Here is a 15,786-nt window from a genome sequence, read left to right as displayed (position 1 = left end):
CTAGCTCCGGAGCATCGATGCCCGATCGGACGCGGGCGGGTGCTGGGGGGGGGCGAGCCTGATGCCCCGTTTGACGGGTCTCGCAACGGATGAAAAGCACGGACCCGGGAACTCCAGGATGTGATCGCACATGCAGATGCTTTCGTTGCGATGCGCGATCATGAAGATCGTTGTTCTCGGCGTCAGCGAGGCGAGCCTTTCCAGGATCAGTCGCTCGCTTGCGACATCGATCGCGTTAGTTGCCTCGTCGAGCGCAAGAAAACCGGGTTCTCGCAAAAGGGCCCTCGCCAGTGCCAGCCGCTGCCTTTCGCCCGCCGAAATCAGCAGGCCTTTCTCGCCGATCATGGTGTCAAGCCCGTGGCCGGCCCGGCGAACCAGATCGCCGGCGCCGACGAATTCGATTGCCGCCCATATTTCCGCGTCAGACGCGTCCGGCCGCGACCAGCAAAGATTGCGTCGCACCGTGTCGTCGAAAAGAAAAGGTTCCTGTCCGACATAGGCGAGGTGCCGCCGATGCTCGGCCATAGTGGAACCCCTGAGCTCGCGACCGTGCACATGTATCGTACCGGATTGCGCCGGAACGATGCCTGTGACCAGATCAAGGAACGTTGTCTTCCCGGCGCCGGACGGACCGACGATACCCACGAAGGAGCCGGCCGGGATGATCAGACTCACATTCTCCAGCCCTGCGCGCCGTTCGTCCGACGGTGTCTGGCGGAACGTCACATTGCTCAGGACGATGGGCCCGTCTTCTACCACCCCAGGGGCATCCACGGCTGCCGCCTTGTCAGCCGGAGACACGCCGGCAAGCTCGCTTTCCAGCGACAGAATCACGCCGTAGGCAGGCAGGCTGTGCAGAATCTGCTGGGCACCTTGCTGAATGACCATCGCGGGCGCGCTCATTCGCGACAGAATGAGGATGAGTGTGATCAGGACCGCGGGCGGGAGGTGAAACATGGCTACGCCGATCAAAAGCGTCACCGCTCCTACCACCGCCGCCAGCGTCGCGGTGATGTTCCGGAGGTTGGTCTGAAGGCGCATGAACAGGAGCCTGTCGCGCACGGCGGCGGACGAAACCGCTCCATATTCCGCGACGAAATCCTGCTGGATCCCCTGTGCTGTGGCCAGCTTCAGGCCGTTGAGGAAAAGAATGGCGCCGTCGGTCATCCCGAAATGTGCTTCGGTGATCGCCCTGCCCAAAAGCTGGGCCCGCCGCATAAAGGGTCGGCTGATCACGGCGCCCAGAAATGCAAATGCGAGCGCGAGCGAACCGGCCAGCGGCGCCAGCAGCAATGCAAGCGCGGAATGGCCGATCAGCATGACGAGCGCTACCGATGACAGGAGGGCCGCATTTGCAGCGATACCGATCTGGTGCATCTCGACGCTCAACGCCTGCACCACCCGCGCATGTTTGATACGCGCTACGTTCTGCCAGCCGGCGGCGGCAAGGCGATCAACCAGGCGCATTCTGATGGATTCGACGAATTCCACTTGCAGGTGATTGATCGCGCGGTCGCGCCTGGAGATCACGATGCTGCGAATGACCATCAAAAGCGCGAATATGCCGAGAAGTGTCAGCAGCCGCCCGGTCTGGTCATAGCCTTGCAGGAGGCTAAACACGGGCGCTGCAAGACTATCCCCTCCATCCACCCCATTGCGGTGTTCCAGTGCGACGCCCAGCAACGGAATCAGCAGCAACAGGCTGATGCCATCAAACACGGCACCCAGGCCAACTAGACATGCTGCATGTGCCGCGCGCCAGCGGGCGAAGCGGAGGAATGCCTGAACGAAGGCCCTTGCGTCTTCGCGGGTTCTTCCTCGAAGCTGGTGCAAGTTGGGTCCCTCTGGCGGCCATACCTCGCGCCAACCATGGTGCGCGCTTTCCACAAGCCAATCAATAGCCGATGGCGCTCATTACGGTCGAATAGCGGACGGTCGCGCGCGGACGGCGGCGGGCAGATTTCTCGGGTCTTGTGCATCCGACATTGAACCTTTGCCGATTCTGAAGGCACCAACAGTGCAGCAGGGGGCCCTTGGAAAGGATCCGATCGTGAGGAAGCTGATCCCGGCGCAGAGGAAGCGGCGCGCATTGATGATTGGTGCGGTTGCACTGGGGGTTACCGCAGTCGCGGGTACCGCAGCGCTTCAGGCCGCGTCGCGCGAGCATGTTGTTACGATGAGGGGGATGAGCTTCGGCAAGATACCCTCGGACGTCAAGGTTGGCGACACGATCGTCTGGTCCAACAACGACACCGTCCTGCACTCGGTAACTGCGCGGGACAGGAGCTTCGACCTGCGAATATCGCCACGCAAGAGTGGGCGCATGACCGCAAAAAAGGCGGGAACGTACCAGCTCTATTGCGTCGTCCACCCTTCGATGCGCGGAACGCTCAAGGTTGCAGCGCAGTGACCGGTTAATTGCGGGGCGCAGCCCATGAGGATGACAGGCCCGGTCCGGCCCCCTGTCTGACCACCATGACCTGGCGCCACGGCAGGCCGATGACGGTGTCATCAAGGCCGTCGAAGTAATCGGCAAAGACACTTCGAACGCCGGGATCGTTGTAGTCGTCGCCGATGATGATGCCGCCTGCAAGCATCCGAGGCTGGAAGAAGGCGAGTGCGTCGCGAGTGCTCGTAGGCAGGTCCATGTCGATGTGGACGAAGGAAAACCGCGTGTTTTCCAGACCCGTGGTGGATTGAGGAAAGATGCCCGGGTGCAGATGAACGCCCCCGTAAGGCACCAGCAGTCGCTCCACCTGATCCCGACATCCGTGAACTTCTCCAAAATGCGCGCGAATCCGGGCTTCTGCAGGCGTTTGCGGCTGATCGGGTGCCTGGAGTGTCTCGAACACGTCAAACAGATGCAGGCTGGCGTCGCCTTTTGCTTCGCAGATCAGGCGGGCGCTGCCGCCCATCAGCACGCCTGCCTCGGCCATGGCACCGTCGAGCCGCCTGGCCGCACGCACGCAGGCCTGGATATGCAACGCCGCAGCATCGCTCAAGAGCAATGGCACCCGCCTTCGGGTATCGCGTACGATCCCAAGATTGGCCTGCCATTCGGGGCCCAGGTTCGAGAGGATCGAACCGCGGCGCGCGAGAAGCGTGCGCAGCAGCGACCCCGCGGTGATCCGGGGGCGTAGTCCTGGCGGTCCCGACGCCATATGGGGGATCCGACCCATTACAACCTCAGGCGAAGCGAGGCCTGAAAGACGGTTTGCGACTCCTCCGCCGGCAATCCGAGATTGCGCCGAACGCCGCGCTCGCTCCAGACGTGCAGCGCCTCCACGAACGCCGTCAGATTATCGGTGATTGCCCAGCGTCCGGCGGCGGTAAGTGCCCAGCCGTCTTCGCTCTCGTCGCGCGACATTTCGCTGCCTCGTTCATCGGTTTCGAATATCTCTGCGCGGCCGGTAACGGCGCCCTTGCCGATCTCATGCGTCAACAGCATGAAGGCGGATCTGAAGTGCGTGTGGACCCACCGAACACCCTCCTCCTCGAATCCCATGATCGTCGAGCCGGTCATGCCCTGTGCGACCAGCCTGGTGCCGGGGGCGAGATCGGCATCGAGACCGACGTTCAGGAAGCGGGTGCGCCAGCCCCATTGGCCGACCATCGTGAAGGCCTCGGGGTCGCCGCGGTTGTCATAGTAGAAGACCGACAGGCCGAATGGCCATGGCGGACGCCAGTCGAGCCTGCCGTAGAAGCCCGGGCGATCGTCGATTTCGATGAGCGACCGTGTCCGGTCTTCCTGGAGATGGACGATGAAGTCGTTGAGCGGTGGAAGCGGAAAATGGCCGAATGCCGTCGCCTTCTCGTCATGGAGCGCCCATCCGCGGAACGAAAGCAGCGTGCCCGAGGTGTCATCGAACCCAAATACGCCCCCCGTTGCCGACAACCGATGTTCTCCGAGATTCGCACTGAGTGTCGCTTCGACGCCAATGAGTTTCACCTCTTCGCCAACCCAGCTGTTGATGGCCGATGGCGTGATCGTGTTGACGACGCTCCACGCGCCGCCAGTGGAATGCTCGAGCGAAATTTCCGGCCACATAAGCCCGGCGCGCGCGGAGAAGTTCACGTTTCCCGTCTGTTCGGGGAGAAAGGAGACGAACGCCTCGATCAGATCGAAGTCGTTCTCCTGGTCCCGCTGCCAGCCCGCGGAAACATTTGCGCTCAATGAGCCGGTGAAGCGCGGCGTCCATATCAGCGCAGCCTCGACGGGCACGATGCGAAGCTTGGCATCCCCGTCCGAGCTGCCCTGGAACCGCGTCTTGCCCAGCCCGCCATTCACCCAGGACCTATTGCCCTCGGCCATGACATAGCGTCCGTCCAGCAACAGATAGAGGCTGTTCCTGGACAGGATGTCGGTCTCGGAACCGGTATCACCCGCACCCTCGGCTTGCGCCTCTTCCTCTGGCGCTGCGGCTGGATCCTGCTGATCCGCGGCCGGCGTGTCTTCGGTTTCACCCGGTACATTCTGCGCTGAAGGGGGGGCGGTTTGCGCCGCGGCGGGCACCGCGCTCGCAAGCCAGCCGAGCGCCAGGGCCACCGGGATGCTGCTTCCGGCTCCGCTGGCGGAAAGAATGATCCCCCGGGGGCGACGTTTTTCCATTCGTGACGCCATCATAACAACCTCCCGTCATACGCTTTGGAAGCGCCTGTACTGGTCCAGCGGACCACCGATCCGGCTTTCATTTCCTTGCCATCGTCAGCGAGACCTTTCAGCCGCGGCACAAGCTCCGGTTTCGCGACGCGCGGGGAGCCCCCGATCATGACGAGGACGACGTCTTTGGCCGTGGCCTCAAGGAGCGGCTTTGACAGGAGAAAGAGGTCGGCGGCCGCGCCTGCGTCGAGCGTTGGCTGGGCAATCCCCAGCCGGCGAGCGGCGATGCGACCGACTGCGTCCTCCAGACGATCATCGCTGAGGACACCGAGCGCGCGCGCGTGTCTGAGTTCGTCGAGCAGGTCGCCTGCTCCAGTAAGGAGCGAATCGCTTCCGAGAAGCACGTCCGTTCCTCTGCGCAGAAGCGAGTCGGGCGCCGTCCGGCCGAAGAGGAAGAGATTGGAGGTCGGGCACCAAATCAGGGCAGCGCCGGCGGCGCGGAAGCGCGCGATGCCATCCTCATCAATGCCAACGCCGTGGACGGCCATCAGCTCGGCCGTCAGCAGACCCTTCGCATCGAGTGTGCGGACCTCCTTGGCCGCTTCGGAATCAATTCCTTCGGCAAGGTGGAGGCAGAAGGGGCCGCTCCCCTCAATTGAGTCTAGCCATGGGGTCATGCCGAGCGAGTCGGCATTGCGGACGTGCGGCACGCGCAGCGGAAAGTCCTGCTCGAAATCTTGTTCCCACGGGTCGTGATGGACCACCGTGGTGACGCCGGCGAAGAGATTCTTCCAGGCGCCGTGGAGCAGCGCTTCGCGCCGCGCGATCCGCCGCTGCCGCGCGATATGGTCGGCGTAGCGAAGCTGGATGTCCTGTGCCCAGTGATAGGCGTTGCGGTAGCGCGGCTTGCCCAGGCGACCATAATGGTTCCGGTGAAGATGATCATGGGCATTGATCAGCCCCGGCCGGACATCCGCGTCGGGGAACTCCAGCACAATGTCGAAGGGTCCTTCGGGCTCGACGATATATCCGTCTTCCACCGCGACGGCGCGATTGCGGGCAGCGATGAGGAGCCGCATCTCAGCCCCCGCACCGAAAGGCTAGGGCGAGGACGACCGGAAGGCCCAGATGCTCCTCGTAAAGGCCAGGGCGGCCGGCGTCGTCGTAGAAGGGGCGAACGTCCGGGCCGATCTTCGCTTCGCGGATTTCAGCCAACTCTAGGCCCACGCCACGCGCGGCCGCCAGATGGTCACCAACCTCGTGAACGTGATGCTCCACTTCGTGCACGCTTTGCTGATGTCGGAAGGTTCGCCGATGGCCGGCGGCGTAAGCCGATGGATGAAAATCGGTGACGATCACGTGCGCCCCGGCGTCGGCGACGCGTGCGAGTTCGGCATAGGCGCGGCGACACTCGGGCAGATGGCCGATCACGAGCCGGCACCAGATCACATCGAAGGCACGATCGGGCAGCGGGAGCGCGCGCACATCACCGATCATCGTCTGGACGGTCGCCTCATGGCGCTCGCTGCCCAAGCCTGCATTCAGCATCTCCGGACTAAGGTCCACGCCGACCGCCGACGCGGCATCGGCGTCGCGGAGGCGGCGCCCCGTGCCACATCCCGCGTCGAGCAGACGTTGGCCGGCAAGCGGCGGCGTCATGTCGGCGACGAGGTTCTCCTCGAGATGCGAGATTGCCGTTTCGCCGGCATAGGTTGGCGCCCAGAGCCGATAGCCATCGCGTGCACTCAGGACGCTCATGCCCCGAACTCCATATGCGCGCCTGCAGGACGGAGGTGGCCATAGGCCTGCCGGTCTTCGGGCGCTCTTTGCGCCAGCTGCCGAACGTTCCGAAGCAGCTGCGGGTTCGCATAATCGGCTCGATCCCAGCGCCGCCTCGCCAGAACCTGCCCGAGAGCCTTGCCCCAAGGTCGCGTCTTGTAATCGTGCACCGAGGGAAAGCGGCTCCTGAGCACGGTCTCGAAATCCTCGACCTGTGCTTTGAGTCGCCGGTTCATCCACGGCACGATCGGGTCTTCATGGGTCATCCAGTTGACCCATTCGGGCTCGCTCCACACCTCCAGATCATCGGGCGTTCCGGTCAGCGGGTCGACATTGCCATAGGTCGCATCCCGCTGCGGCGTCGGGGTGTAGAAATAGCTGATCAGCTCCATCCGCGGGTTGATGCCCTTCAAGCGGCGGATGAAACGCAGCGTGTTCTCGATCTCGCGTTCGGGCTCGTCGGGATCGCCGAAAACGAAAGAGAACTCCGGAATGATGCCATGTTCGCGGGTTTTTGCGGCAACCTCGACAACCTGATCGGTCGTGATTCCCTTGCTCATCTTCGCAAGCACGGCGTCTGAACCGGATTCCGCGCCGCAAAAGACCATCTTCAGGCCAGCATACTTCAGAAGGCGCCAGGTGCTGTCTGAGAAACGTGTCAGGGCATCGACGCGCGCCTCGCACCACCAGTTGAGACCAAGCGGCATCAACGCCCTCGCGATCTCCCGCGCATGGGCTTCGTTCAGGAAGAAATTGTTGTCGTAGAAGTGGACTGAGTCCATTCCGTGGTTGCGCGCAAGAAATTGAAGATGCGCAGCCGTCCGCTCGGGCGGCTGGATTTTCTCGCGCCGGCCGAAGACCGAAATCACGCCGCAAAAGCTGCAGGCGTATGGGCAGCCGATCGAGGCCTGATACACGCCGGATCGGCGGCCGAGAAAGGTGGGGTGGAGATATTCGCCCACATCGATCTTGTGATAGGGAGGATCCGGCAGTTCAGCGGGCCCGACCCATATGCGCTCCGATCCGATCCAGTGCGATCCGTCGGCCTCGCGAAAGGCGAGCCCGGGGACTGTCCTGGGGTCGAGCGAGCCATCGAGAACCTTGAGCAGATCGAGGAACGTCTGTTCCCCCTGTCCGCGGATCAGCCAGTCGACATAGGGCGCATCGAGGACCGGCGCCGGATAGAGGCTGCCGAAATTGCCTCCCCAGACGATCGGGATGTCCGGATGACGCTGCTTGAGCCCCCTGGACAGCGGCACCGCGTTGACGAGCTGCGGCCCGGGCATGACGGTCACCGCGATAAGGCGGACCGGATCAGGAACTGCGGCGTGGGCATCCACAAGATCGGCGATAGTGGCGAGGACGTCGATGTCAGGCAGGTTTCCGTCCACGATCTCCCAGCCGATCGACTGCGGAAGCGCGGCCCCGATAGCCATCACGCTCAGCGGGAAGCGACGGTTCTTTGGCCGAGTGGCGCGAGGGTTGACGAACAGGATCATGGCAGTGTCGCGATCCAGAGATCGAACCTGGACGGCGCTCTTTTGCGACGGAGGAAAGCGACTGCCGGCCGCAGCTCGTACCAAAGGGGATAGGATACGCGCCGGTGATGCCAGATGAGGCCGTGCGCGACCGAAGCCTGTTCGAGCCGTTCCGGGGTCAGGAACTCGATAAAAGGCAAGGCGAGCAGGTCTTCCGCCCGAGCGCCGAACTGGACGTGCGCCGAAGCGTGTTTCTCGGCGACCATGGCATCGCCATCCTCGGTCCTGGCGTAGAACGGGGAGTCGAGGATCACAATCCGCCCGCCCGGGCGAACGACACGCACGGCTTCAGCGATCGTCGCTTCGAGGCCGGTGGAATAATGGAGCGATGCGTTGAACACCGCGAGATCAGCGAAATCCGCGCTAAGCGGCAAGTCTTCGAAGGATGCTACCAGGCATTCGAAACTGGCCCGATCAATGAAACGCGCCGCCGCACCCAGCCCGTCGACCGAATCGTCCCGGATATCGACCGCCGTGCAGCCATGCCCCTCGGTCGACAGGCGATAGCTCAGCCATCCGTTGCCAGCACCCAGATCGAGTATCTGGAGCGGCCGTCCCGCGGCGCGGCCCATCGGCCGGACTACATGCTCCAGGAAGGCATCGAAGGTTCGGGCACGTACGGCCCATTGCCGCGCCAGTGGGCCGGTTTTTAGATAAGGCAGGCTCAACAGCTCGTCGCCCCAATAGTCCCGCCCCTCGGCGGCGCGATGGGCGCCGTATTCGCGGCGGAAGCGTTCAACCGCCTGAGGAAAGGTCGGCGTCATTGCGGGGCCACCGCGTCGCCAACACGCTCGAAGGCGTAGAGGACATGATCTCCCAAGAAGGCGAGCGGTCGTGCGGCCAGCCGGTCAATCGCCTCCAGCGCCCCAAGCAGGTGCGGATGGCGCGAAATCCACGGTTCCGCCGCACTTGGCGGCACCAAGAGGCCGATTGCCCTGGCGCCCAGGGGACGGAACCAGGGTGCCAGTGCGGCCCGCACATCGCGTCGCCGATGATAACGCACGGTGAAGTGCCGGCCGCCAAGTGACGCCGGCACGTCGTCTCGCGCGAAACGACGAAACATGTTGCGGAAGCGGCCGCGGGCAGCTTCGGTGATCATCTCGCCTGGCGAGCAGCAGCCGAAAACGACCAACAGGACACGGCCGCGGGGCCGGATCATATGGGCCAGGCTCTCCCCTACTGGCGCAAGATCGGCGACGCAGTTCAGCGCTGCGAAATTGGAGAAGGCACCGTCAAACCGTTCGCCGCGCGTAACCAGGCGGTCGAGATGCTCTGCGGCCACCACTTCGGCGGCTCCGTCGCCCAGCTTCCGTGTGGCAGCCCTGACCATTGCCGGCGACGCATCGGTTAGCAAAACGGAGCGATTCCGGGCCACCATCCACGCTGCGTCAATGCCGGTGCCACCGCCTATTTCGAGCAGCCGTGCCCCTTCCGGAAACGCGGCAACAAGTTCCCGACGCACAGCCCGCCGTTGCGCCGCCACGCTCAGCCAAGGCTCGAAGCGTGTGTCGAAGCTGTCGGCAATGGCGTCGAATGCCTGGCCGGACGGAAGAAGCTCGGCGTTCGACACCATCACGCCGGGAATCCGGCACGCAGCGGCGCCGGCGTACGGTGTGCCGCCGCCTGCCTCGCCAGATCGTCCCACAGATCTTCGTCGACTGCCCGGGACGTAACGGCTGCGTGCAGCGCGTCGCGGACCATGCGGTAGAAGGCCGAATCATACGTCCCCTGAAAGAGCATCGCGAGATCGCCGGTGTCGCTCCAGTTGCGTCGCGCGCCAAGCTGCGCGGAAACGCGTTCGTAAAAGACGGTGCCGGGCAGCGGATAGGAGACCGAAACTCCGACTTCGTCGGGCGCCTCTTCGCGAACAAGGTCCCGCGTCATCAGAATATCCTCCCATTCTTCCGAGAGGTAGCCGAGCTGCAGAAACCACCCGACACGGATACCGTGCGCCTTGAGCGCCCTGGTTGCGAGGCGTGCGTCTTCGACGCTGGTGCCCTTGTCCATTGCATCAAGTATCTTCTGCGACCCTGACTCAACCCCCAGCCACACCTCCTCCGCGCCCGCGGCCAGCAGCGCTTGGGCAACGCGAAAATTGATGAGATTGGCTCGCGACTGCATCATGAACGGAATAAGCGCGTCGCGCGCCGTTACCTCGCGCGCGAAGTCGAAAATCCATTTTTCGGTCATCCCGAAAATATCGTCAGAGAACCAAATATGGTGGGGTGCGACGTCTACCTTGAGGCGCCGCATCTCTTCGGCGACTGATGCGGCCGAGCGCTGCGTGTAGCGGCGCCCGAACGTCGGCTTGGCGCACCAGTTGCAGCTGTAAGGGCAGCCGCGCGAGGCTGCCATGTTCCATGACAAATAGCCATGCGCGCTCGTCCAGACCTGACGGTAAGCGTCGGCGTTCACCAGATCCCAGGCCGGCAAAGGCAGGATATCCGGATCCTGCTCCCGTCCACGCGGCTTTGTGTGGCGGATTTCACCAGCTACGCCGCGAAGGATCAGCCCGCTGATACGCTCAAGCCCACCATCGGCGCTGTCAAACGCTTCGGCGAGATCCACAACGCCAAACTCCCCCTCTCCGACGAGCACAGCATCAGCCCCGGCTTCGAGATACCGACCTGCCTGATCGGAAGCGTCTGGACCGTTCACTGCCACCTTGCATCCACGCAAGTGTGCCGCGCGGATCATGTCCAATGCATCCCGTCGCCGGTTTTCCGTGCACATCTTGGTGATGAAGTTGAAATTGTCCTCGACAAGCAGGACGATCGATGGCTCCATTCGATCAAGCGCGACCTCGAATGCCTTCGCGGATGGCTCGAATGTGCCATCGAACAGCGCCACGCGATGGCCACGATCGCGCAGGACAGCGGCTGCGATAAGTGTTGCCAGCGGCGGGTACGGTCTAAGCCGCTCCAACTGCTTAGGGTCTCGCTGAAGGAAGAACGAGTGAGCGATGAGAATCACGACGCGGCCCCGACCAACTTCTGTAGGTTCCCCGCCGCCGCCGGGAGGTTCAAAATTAATTCGATATAGCGGAGAAGCGTCGGCCGACGATTGCGTCACTGGCGCGTTTTTGCCGCTCGGAATCCCGCTTGCAGTGGAAGGGACCCGACCAGAATTGCTCGCGGCCGTGGCCGAGGCCTGTCGTGGCTGGGAAGCCGATGCCGACGGCACCGCAAAACCCATACGCCTCAATCTTGCGCTTAGTCGCGATCTGCACCGCGCCGACGATCCCGAGATCGAGGTGGAGGGGCAGCGCCTCTGGATCCGGGGCGGGGGAGTGGAAGCTTGGGCCGATGCCGACAGCGGTTGCGCCGAATGTCTGATAGACGAGGAGCTTCTTCGCGATGCGGAGAGGCTACGTCAGGAGGTCCTCGATCCCCTGATACTCTTTCTCGTCACGCGCAGGGGTCGCACTCCGCTTCATGCTTCAGCTTTCGTGGCGAGAGAGCTTGCGGTGCTTCTTGCCGGCCCCAGCGGTACGGGCAAGAGTTGCCTGGCGCTTGCAGCCTACGAGGCCGGTTTCAGGGTGTTGTCCGACGACGCGGTTTATATCCAGTTGGAGCCGGAATTGTGCATTTGGGGCGTGCCACGCCCCATTCACCTATTTCCCGAAGACGCTCCGACCGGCAGCGGGAACGCGACTCGTATCCGCAGCGGCAAGCTCAAGCATTCTGTGCGACTGGACTCGAACTACCATGCCATTTTCACCCGCAGGGCAGTGCTGTGCGTCCTGAATCCAGGAACCAAGGCCTCGCTACAGCGCATCGGCAACGAAGAAGCCATGCGTGCCCTGGGCGAGTTGGATCCCGGTTTCGATCTCTTGCGCGGCGACATAGAGGTCGCGCTTGAAACTCTTGCGCGGCACGGTGCCTGGCGACTGACGCTTTCGGCCGACCCGGCCGAAGCCATAGATCTCTTGCACCGGAACCTGGCCCTCCTGGGCTCGATTGCCGCGCCATGACGTTGCGCGTGGTGCAGGTGAGCTGCGTCATCGACCATCGAAGCCGGGATCCGGAAGCATTGCTTGAGGCGTGGCCGACGCTGCCGGCGGTTGCGACCGCGACCGCGCGAGCCGGCGCGGACGTGACAGTTCTGCAGGCGAGCAAGTTGATGGCGGAGTACCGGCGCGACGGCGTGGTCTATCGCTTCGTGCCCGAACCAAGGTTCCGCAAAGGATCGGGTCCCGGAATTCTGCCCTGGCGACTTGCGGCAGCAATCAAGCGGGAAGCACCCGACATCGTGCATTTCAATGGTCTCGACTTCCCGTTTCATGCCCACGCCGCCAGCAGCCTTGGCATCCCGATGCTGGTGCAAGATCATGGGAGCAGGCCTGATAGCCGGCTCAGTCCGCTTCGTCGCTGGGGATATGAGCAGGCTGCAGCAGCCGCGTTCACATCGCGCACCCAAGCCGAGCCCTTTCTGGGGAGGAGGCAATTGCCCGTGGGAATTCCTGTCGTCGCGATTCCCGAATGCACAAGCGGCTTCACGCCCGGGGACAGCGAAGCGGCGCGTCGCGAGACGGGTGTGTTCGGCGATCCCGCCTTACTCTGGGTAGGACATCTCAACCGGAACAAGGACCCTCTGACCATTTTTCACGCAGTGCGAAAAACGCTGTCGCAGCTTCCCGACCCTCAACTCTGGTGCGTCTTTATGGGCGCGGAGCTGCTGCCCGAGGTGAAAGAGCTGCTCCGGAGGGATCGGACTCTCGCCGCGCATGTCCATCTGATTGGCCGAGTTGCGCATGAGCGGATCGAAACGCTTTGTCGCGCCAGCGACTTCTTCCTGCTCGGCAGTCACCGGGAAAGCACGGGCTATGCGTTGATCGAGGCGCTCGCCTGCGGTCTGCCGCCGATCGTCAGCGACATACCCTCCTTCAATGCCTTGACCGGAGGGGGAGATGTAGGCGCTTTGGCGCCGGTCGGCGATTCCGATGCATTCGCCAAAGCAATAGTAGCGCTCGCGGCAAGGCCACGTGAGGCGTTGCGGCTCAATGTCGCGAACCATTTCGCGCGGCACCTGTCTTTCGATATCGTCGGCGCGCGCCTCATGGCCGCCTATGAGAAGATCGCCGCAAATTCGAGACGGTTGTGAAGGTCGCAATCCTCACCCCCGGCGGCGTCGACCGCAGCGGGACGGAACGGGTCATTCCCTGTTTCTTGTGGCTCATCGAGCGGCTCGTGCGGGCCGGTGACGAAGTCCATGTCTTCGCGCTGAATCAAGAGCCCTCGCCGGGGCGGTGGTCACTGCTTGGCGCGCAAGTTCACAATGCGGGGCGAAGACCACAGACACTCACGCTCCTGTCGATGCTGCTCACTGAGCACCGCCGTTGTCCGTTCGATATAGTCCATGCTTTCTGGGCGGTGCCTCTGGGATTGGTCGGGGCTGCGGCCGCGCGCCTGCTCGGAGTGCCCCTTCTGCTAACGCTCCCGGGCGGCGACGTGGCGAGCCACCCGTCCATAAATTATGGCGGCGTACGGAACTTTCGCGGCCGCTTGGCGCTCCGCCTCGCAACAGCGGGGGCCGACATGATCACGGTGCCGAGCGACGTGATGCGCGAGCAGGCCAAACGGGTGGGGATCGCCGCCGTAACGGTGCCGCTTGGCGTGGCCCTGGATCGATGGCCGCTGCGTCCGCCCCGGGCTCGCAATGGATCCAGACCGATACGACTGCTACACGTCGGCAGTCTGAATCCCGTAAAGGATCAGGATACGCTGCTGCAAGCCGCAGCCATCCTCAAGGATCAAGGGATTTCCTTTGAGCTGCAAGTGATTGGCTGGGACACACTCGGCGGCGCGATCCAGCAGCGCGCGATCGAGCTCGGCCTTGCAGACCGCGTCTGCTTCCGGGGTTTTTTGCCACATGCCGAGCTGCGCGCATGGTTTGAATGGGCAGATCTGCTGGTGGTCAGTTCCATCCATGAAGCTGGTCCTCTGGTTATGCTTGAGGCAGCCGTTGCAGGTGTACCGACTGTCGGCACATCGGTGGGGCATGTTGCCGATTTTTCACCGCATGCGGCACTCGCCGTGCCAGTCGGAGATAGCGTGAGTCTGGCGAACGCGATTCTTTACATCGCTCTCAACGAAGATGAACGACTTCGTCTTGCGACCAAGGCGCAGGAGCGTGCGCAACGCTACGACGCTGATTTCACTGCTGAGCGCTTCAGGCGGCTTTATCAGGATGTAGGGGCTGGCGGCGCTTCGATGTGAAAATATCGCTCGGGGCAGGGGGTGTGCGACTGCGCCTCCAACCGGCTTTCGCGGTCAACCGGAAGGTGATTTGTCACTAAGTTGTCGTTTTTTTCGCGAGACTTCCGGATTATAACTCAGAGACCCACTGATTAAAAGAAGTCAAATTGAGAAAAATTTGCGTCCATGACTGTATGAATTTGTCCGTAGTTGTGTAAATTTCCTAGATCATGTCAGTTTGGCATTAGTGATGTCTTGATATGACTTTTACCTAAGGTAAAATGATGTCGCAGGTGGAGTGTGGCATCATGGCCAAGGCGGTACTGTTCACGGATGCCAAGCTCGCTGGTCTTAGGCCGCCAACGTCGGGTCAGATCGAGTTCAGCGATTCCAAGGTGCCGGGATTGCGAATCCGCGTGGGCAAGACGGGCGCCAAGACGTTCATCCTCCGCAAGCGGATTGCCGGCAAATTACGTAACGTGTCACTTGGGCGATACGGGCCACGCTTTGGCCTGGCGGATGCCCGCAAGAAGGCGCGCCAGTTTCTGTCGGACATTGAAGCTGGTGTGGACCCCGCAGTCGCTATCCTCCCCGTCCGTAGTGCGGGTTCATCGCTGGTCACGATTGAAGGCCTTTGGCCCCATTATCGTGGCGCCAAGCAGCACCTGCGATCCATCCGCGAAGTGGAGCGGATCTTCCAAAAGTACATTCTGCCGCGCCTTGGCGCGCGCATGGCGGACGCTGTCACGCGTAGCGAAATCACGCGCGTCATCGATGAGATTGCCGTGACGTCGCCCGTTATGGCGCGGCTGGTGCACGCGCAACTGAGCAGCTTCTACAGCTGGGCGATGCCGCGGCTGGACAGGTTGCCATCCAACCCCTGTCGCGACGCCGGCAGACCCAGAAAGCCGCCGCCGCGGGACCGGGTGTTAAGCGAACGCGAAATCTGCGCCTTGTGGCGCGTGGCCTCGAGGCAGCCATATCCCTGGGGGGAAGGACTGCGGCTCCTGCTTCTGACCGCGCAGCGACGCAGCGAGGTCTTTGACGCAGACAGGCACGAGTTCGATCTGGAAAGGGCGATGTGGACGATTCCGCGCGCGCGGGCGAAGAACAATGTCGAGCATCTGGTGCCTTTGGCCCCTGCGGCCACGAATTTGTTACGCTCGCTGACCACGAGACATGATGAGATCAAACTCTTTCCGGCCAGGGGAAATGTCAGAAATGGGCCGGGTGGCCTCTCCAAGGCGGTCACCCGCATCAGGGCCGAGCTTGAGGTCGAGATGGGGTGCGCGGTGCCACACTGGTCGCTGCACGATCTGAGGCGAACCGTCGCCACAGGTATGCAGCGCCTTGGCGTTCGGCTCGAGGTCGTCGAAGCGATCCTCAATCACGTCGCCGGATCTCGCGGCGGGATAGTCGGCATTTACCAGCGCCACAGCTACCTGAATGAAAAGCGTGAGGCACTGATGCTGTGGGAAGTCGATCTGGATCGCATCTGTTCCGGCGCCGAGCTGGTCGGGCATCGTCCTGCATCCGCCCCCGACACCAGTCGGCGCATCGCGTTGTTCGAACCTTCGGTTTGACAATACCGCTCCCATGGCTCGCGCCATCCGCGCTCCCGCGCGGGTTTGCTGGTTGGCCGGTCCGGCCTGAGCGGGATGGGCGTCGCTTG

Annotated in this window: 14 protein-coding genes; 5 read left to right on the top strand and 9 right to left on the bottom strand. The window is 62.9% G+C overall.

The window, feature by feature from the left end:
• Nucleotides 1-1,719: an ATP-binding cassette domain-containing protein gene (locus tag AC3WJD_RS05055; RefSeq protein ID WP_492745110.1), complete on the bottom strand. Its 1,719-nt coding sequence runs from the start codon at nucleotides 1,717-1,719 to the stop codon at nucleotides 1-3.
• A gap of 331 nt (nucleotides 1,720-2,050) precedes the next feature.
• Between AC3WJD_RS05055 and AC3WJD_RS05050 the strand changes: the two genes are divergently transcribed.
• Nucleotides 2,051-2,410: a cupredoxin domain-containing protein gene (locus tag AC3WJD_RS05050; protein WP_492745108.1), complete on the top strand. Its 360-nt coding sequence runs from the start codon at nucleotides 2,051-2,053 to the stop codon at nucleotides 2,408-2,410.
• Nucleotides 2,411-2,414: 4 nt separating this feature from the next.
• On the opposite strand, the gene AC3WJD_RS05045 is transcribed toward AC3WJD_RS05050, so the two are convergent.
• The 8 genes from AC3WJD_RS05045 to AC3WJD_RS05010 all read right to left on the bottom strand — a co-directional run bounded on the left by AC3WJD_RS05045 (nucleotide 2,415) and on the right by AC3WJD_RS05010 (nucleotide 10,890).
• The gene (locus AC3WJD_RS05045) at nucleotides 2,415-3,161 is read right to left on the bottom strand and encodes a TylF/MycF/NovP-related O-methyltransferase (RefSeq protein WP_492745107.1); all 747 of its coding nucleotides are present in this window, start codon (nucleotides 3,159-3,161) and stop codon (nucleotides 2,415-2,417) included.
• A gap of 17 nt (nucleotides 3,162-3,178) precedes the next feature.
• A complete protein-coding gene (locus AC3WJD_RS05040; RefSeq protein ID WP_492745105.1) occupies nucleotides 3,179-4,546 on the bottom strand; it encodes a hypothetical protein in 1,368 nt (455 codons plus the stop codon).
• 74 nt (nucleotides 4,547-4,620) lie between these two features.
• Nucleotides 4,621-5,679: an amidohydrolase family protein gene (locus AC3WJD_RS05035; protein WP_492745104.1), complete on the bottom strand. Its 1,059-nt coding sequence runs from the start codon at nucleotides 5,677-5,679 to the stop codon at nucleotides 4,621-4,623.
• 1 nt (nucleotide 5,680) lies between these two features.
• Entirely contained in the window at nucleotides 5,681-6,358 is a 678-nt protein-coding gene (locus AC3WJD_RS05030) for a class I SAM-dependent methyltransferase (protein ID WP_492745103.1), read from the bottom strand.
• Entirely contained in the window at nucleotides 6,355-7,878 is a 1,524-nt protein-coding gene (locus tag AC3WJD_RS05025) for a B12-binding domain-containing radical SAM protein (protein WP_492745102.1), read from the bottom strand. The genes AC3WJD_RS05030 and AC3WJD_RS05025 overlap by 4 nt, the downstream gene beginning before the upstream one ends.
• Nucleotides 7,875-8,681 (bottom strand): class I SAM-dependent methyltransferase, encoded by an 807-nt coding sequence (locus AC3WJD_RS05020; RefSeq protein ID WP_492745101.1) that lies wholly within the window; start codon nucleotides 8,679-8,681, stop codon nucleotides 7,875-7,877. Before AC3WJD_RS05020 ends, AC3WJD_RS05025 begins: the two co-directional genes overlap by 4 nt.
• On the bottom strand, nucleotides 8,678-9,490 hold the full coding sequence (locus AC3WJD_RS05015) for a class I SAM-dependent methyltransferase (protein WP_492745266.1): 813 nt from the start codon (nucleotides 9,488-9,490) through the stop codon (nucleotides 8,678-8,680). Before AC3WJD_RS05015 ends, AC3WJD_RS05020 begins: the two co-directional genes overlap by 4 nt.
• Entirely contained in the window at nucleotides 9,490-10,890 is a 1,401-nt protein-coding gene (locus AC3WJD_RS05010) for a B12-binding domain-containing radical SAM protein (RefSeq protein ID WP_492745100.1), read from the bottom strand. The genes AC3WJD_RS05015 and AC3WJD_RS05010 overlap by 1 nt, the downstream gene beginning before the upstream one ends.
• Between AC3WJD_RS05010 and AC3WJD_RS05005 the strand changes: the two genes are divergently transcribed.
• The 4 genes from AC3WJD_RS05005 to AC3WJD_RS04990 all read left to right on the top strand — a co-directional run bounded on the left by AC3WJD_RS05005 (nucleotide 10,880) and on the right by AC3WJD_RS04990 (nucleotide 15,697).
• On the top strand, nucleotides 10,880-11,890 hold the full coding sequence (locus tag AC3WJD_RS05005) for a hypothetical protein (RefSeq protein WP_492745098.1): 1,011 nt from the start codon (nucleotides 10,880-10,882) through the stop codon (nucleotides 11,888-11,890). The genes AC3WJD_RS05010 and AC3WJD_RS05005 overlap by 11 nt on opposite strands.
• Nucleotides 11,887-13,020, top strand: a complete 1,134-nt coding sequence (locus AC3WJD_RS05000) for a glycosyltransferase family 4 protein (RefSeq protein WP_492745096.1) — start codon at nucleotides 11,887-11,889, stop codon at nucleotides 13,018-13,020. Before AC3WJD_RS05005 ends, AC3WJD_RS05000 begins: the two co-directional genes overlap by 4 nt.
• Nucleotides 13,017-14,135, top strand: coding sequence for a glycosyltransferase family 4 protein (locus AC3WJD_RS04995; protein ID WP_492745094.1), 1,119 nt, complete (start codon nucleotides 13,017-13,019; stop codon nucleotides 14,133-14,135). The genes AC3WJD_RS05000 and AC3WJD_RS04995 overlap by 4 nt, the downstream gene beginning before the upstream one ends.
• Before the next feature lie 287 nt (nucleotides 14,136-14,422).
• Nucleotides 14,423-15,697 carry a tyrosine-type recombinase/integrase gene (locus AC3WJD_RS04990; RefSeq protein ID WP_492745092.1) on the top strand — a complete coding sequence of 425 codons (1,275 nt, stop codon included), beginning with the start codon at nucleotides 14,423-14,425 and terminating at the stop codon, nucleotides 15,695-15,697.
• The last annotated feature ends 89 nt before the right edge of the window (nucleotides 15,698-15,786 follow it).

Source organism: Sphingobium sp. FW306-1B-F04DB (assembly GCF_058781925.1).
Note: the sequence above shows the minus strand (reverse complement) of the source record. Positions and strands in the feature narration are given on the sequence as shown.

Bases quoted from the DNA above. Each gene is read 5' to 3' on its own strand.
- AC3WJD_RS05045 (WP_492745107.1), bottom strand. From the start codon at position 3,161: ATGGCGTCGGGACCGCCAGGACTACGCCCCCGGATCACCGCGGGGTCG.
- AC3WJD_RS05035 (WP_492745104.1), bottom strand. From the start codon at position 5,679: ATGCGGCTCCTCATCGCTGCCCGCAATCGCGCCGTCGCGGTGGAAGAC.
- AC3WJD_RS05030 (WP_492745103.1), bottom strand. From the start codon at position 6,358: ATGAGCGTCCTGAGTGCACGCGATGGCTATCGGCTCTGGGCGCCAACC.
- AC3WJD_RS05025 (WP_492745102.1), bottom strand. From the start codon at position 7,878: ATGATCCTGTTCGTCAACCCTCGCGCCACTCGGCCAAAGAACCGTCGC.
- AC3WJD_RS05020 (WP_492745101.1), bottom strand. From the start codon at position 8,681: ATGACGCCGACCTTTCCTCAGGCGGTTGAACGCTTCCGCCGCGAATAC.
- AC3WJD_RS05015 (WP_492745266.1), bottom strand. From the start codon at position 9,490: ATGGTGTCGAACGCCGAGCTTCTTCCGTCCGGCCAGGCATTCGACGCC.
- AC3WJD_RS05005 (WP_492745098.1), top strand. From the start codon at position 10,880: ATGAGAATCACGACGCGGCCCCGACCAACTTCTGTAGGTTCCCCGCCG.
- AC3WJD_RS05000 (WP_492745096.1), top strand. From the start codon at position 11,887: ATGACGTTGCGCGTGGTGCAGGTGAGCTGCGTCATCGACCATCGAAGC.
- AC3WJD_RS04990 (WP_492745092.1), top strand. From the start codon at position 14,423: ATGGCCAAGGCGGTACTGTTCACGGATGCCAAGCTCGCTGGTCTTAGG.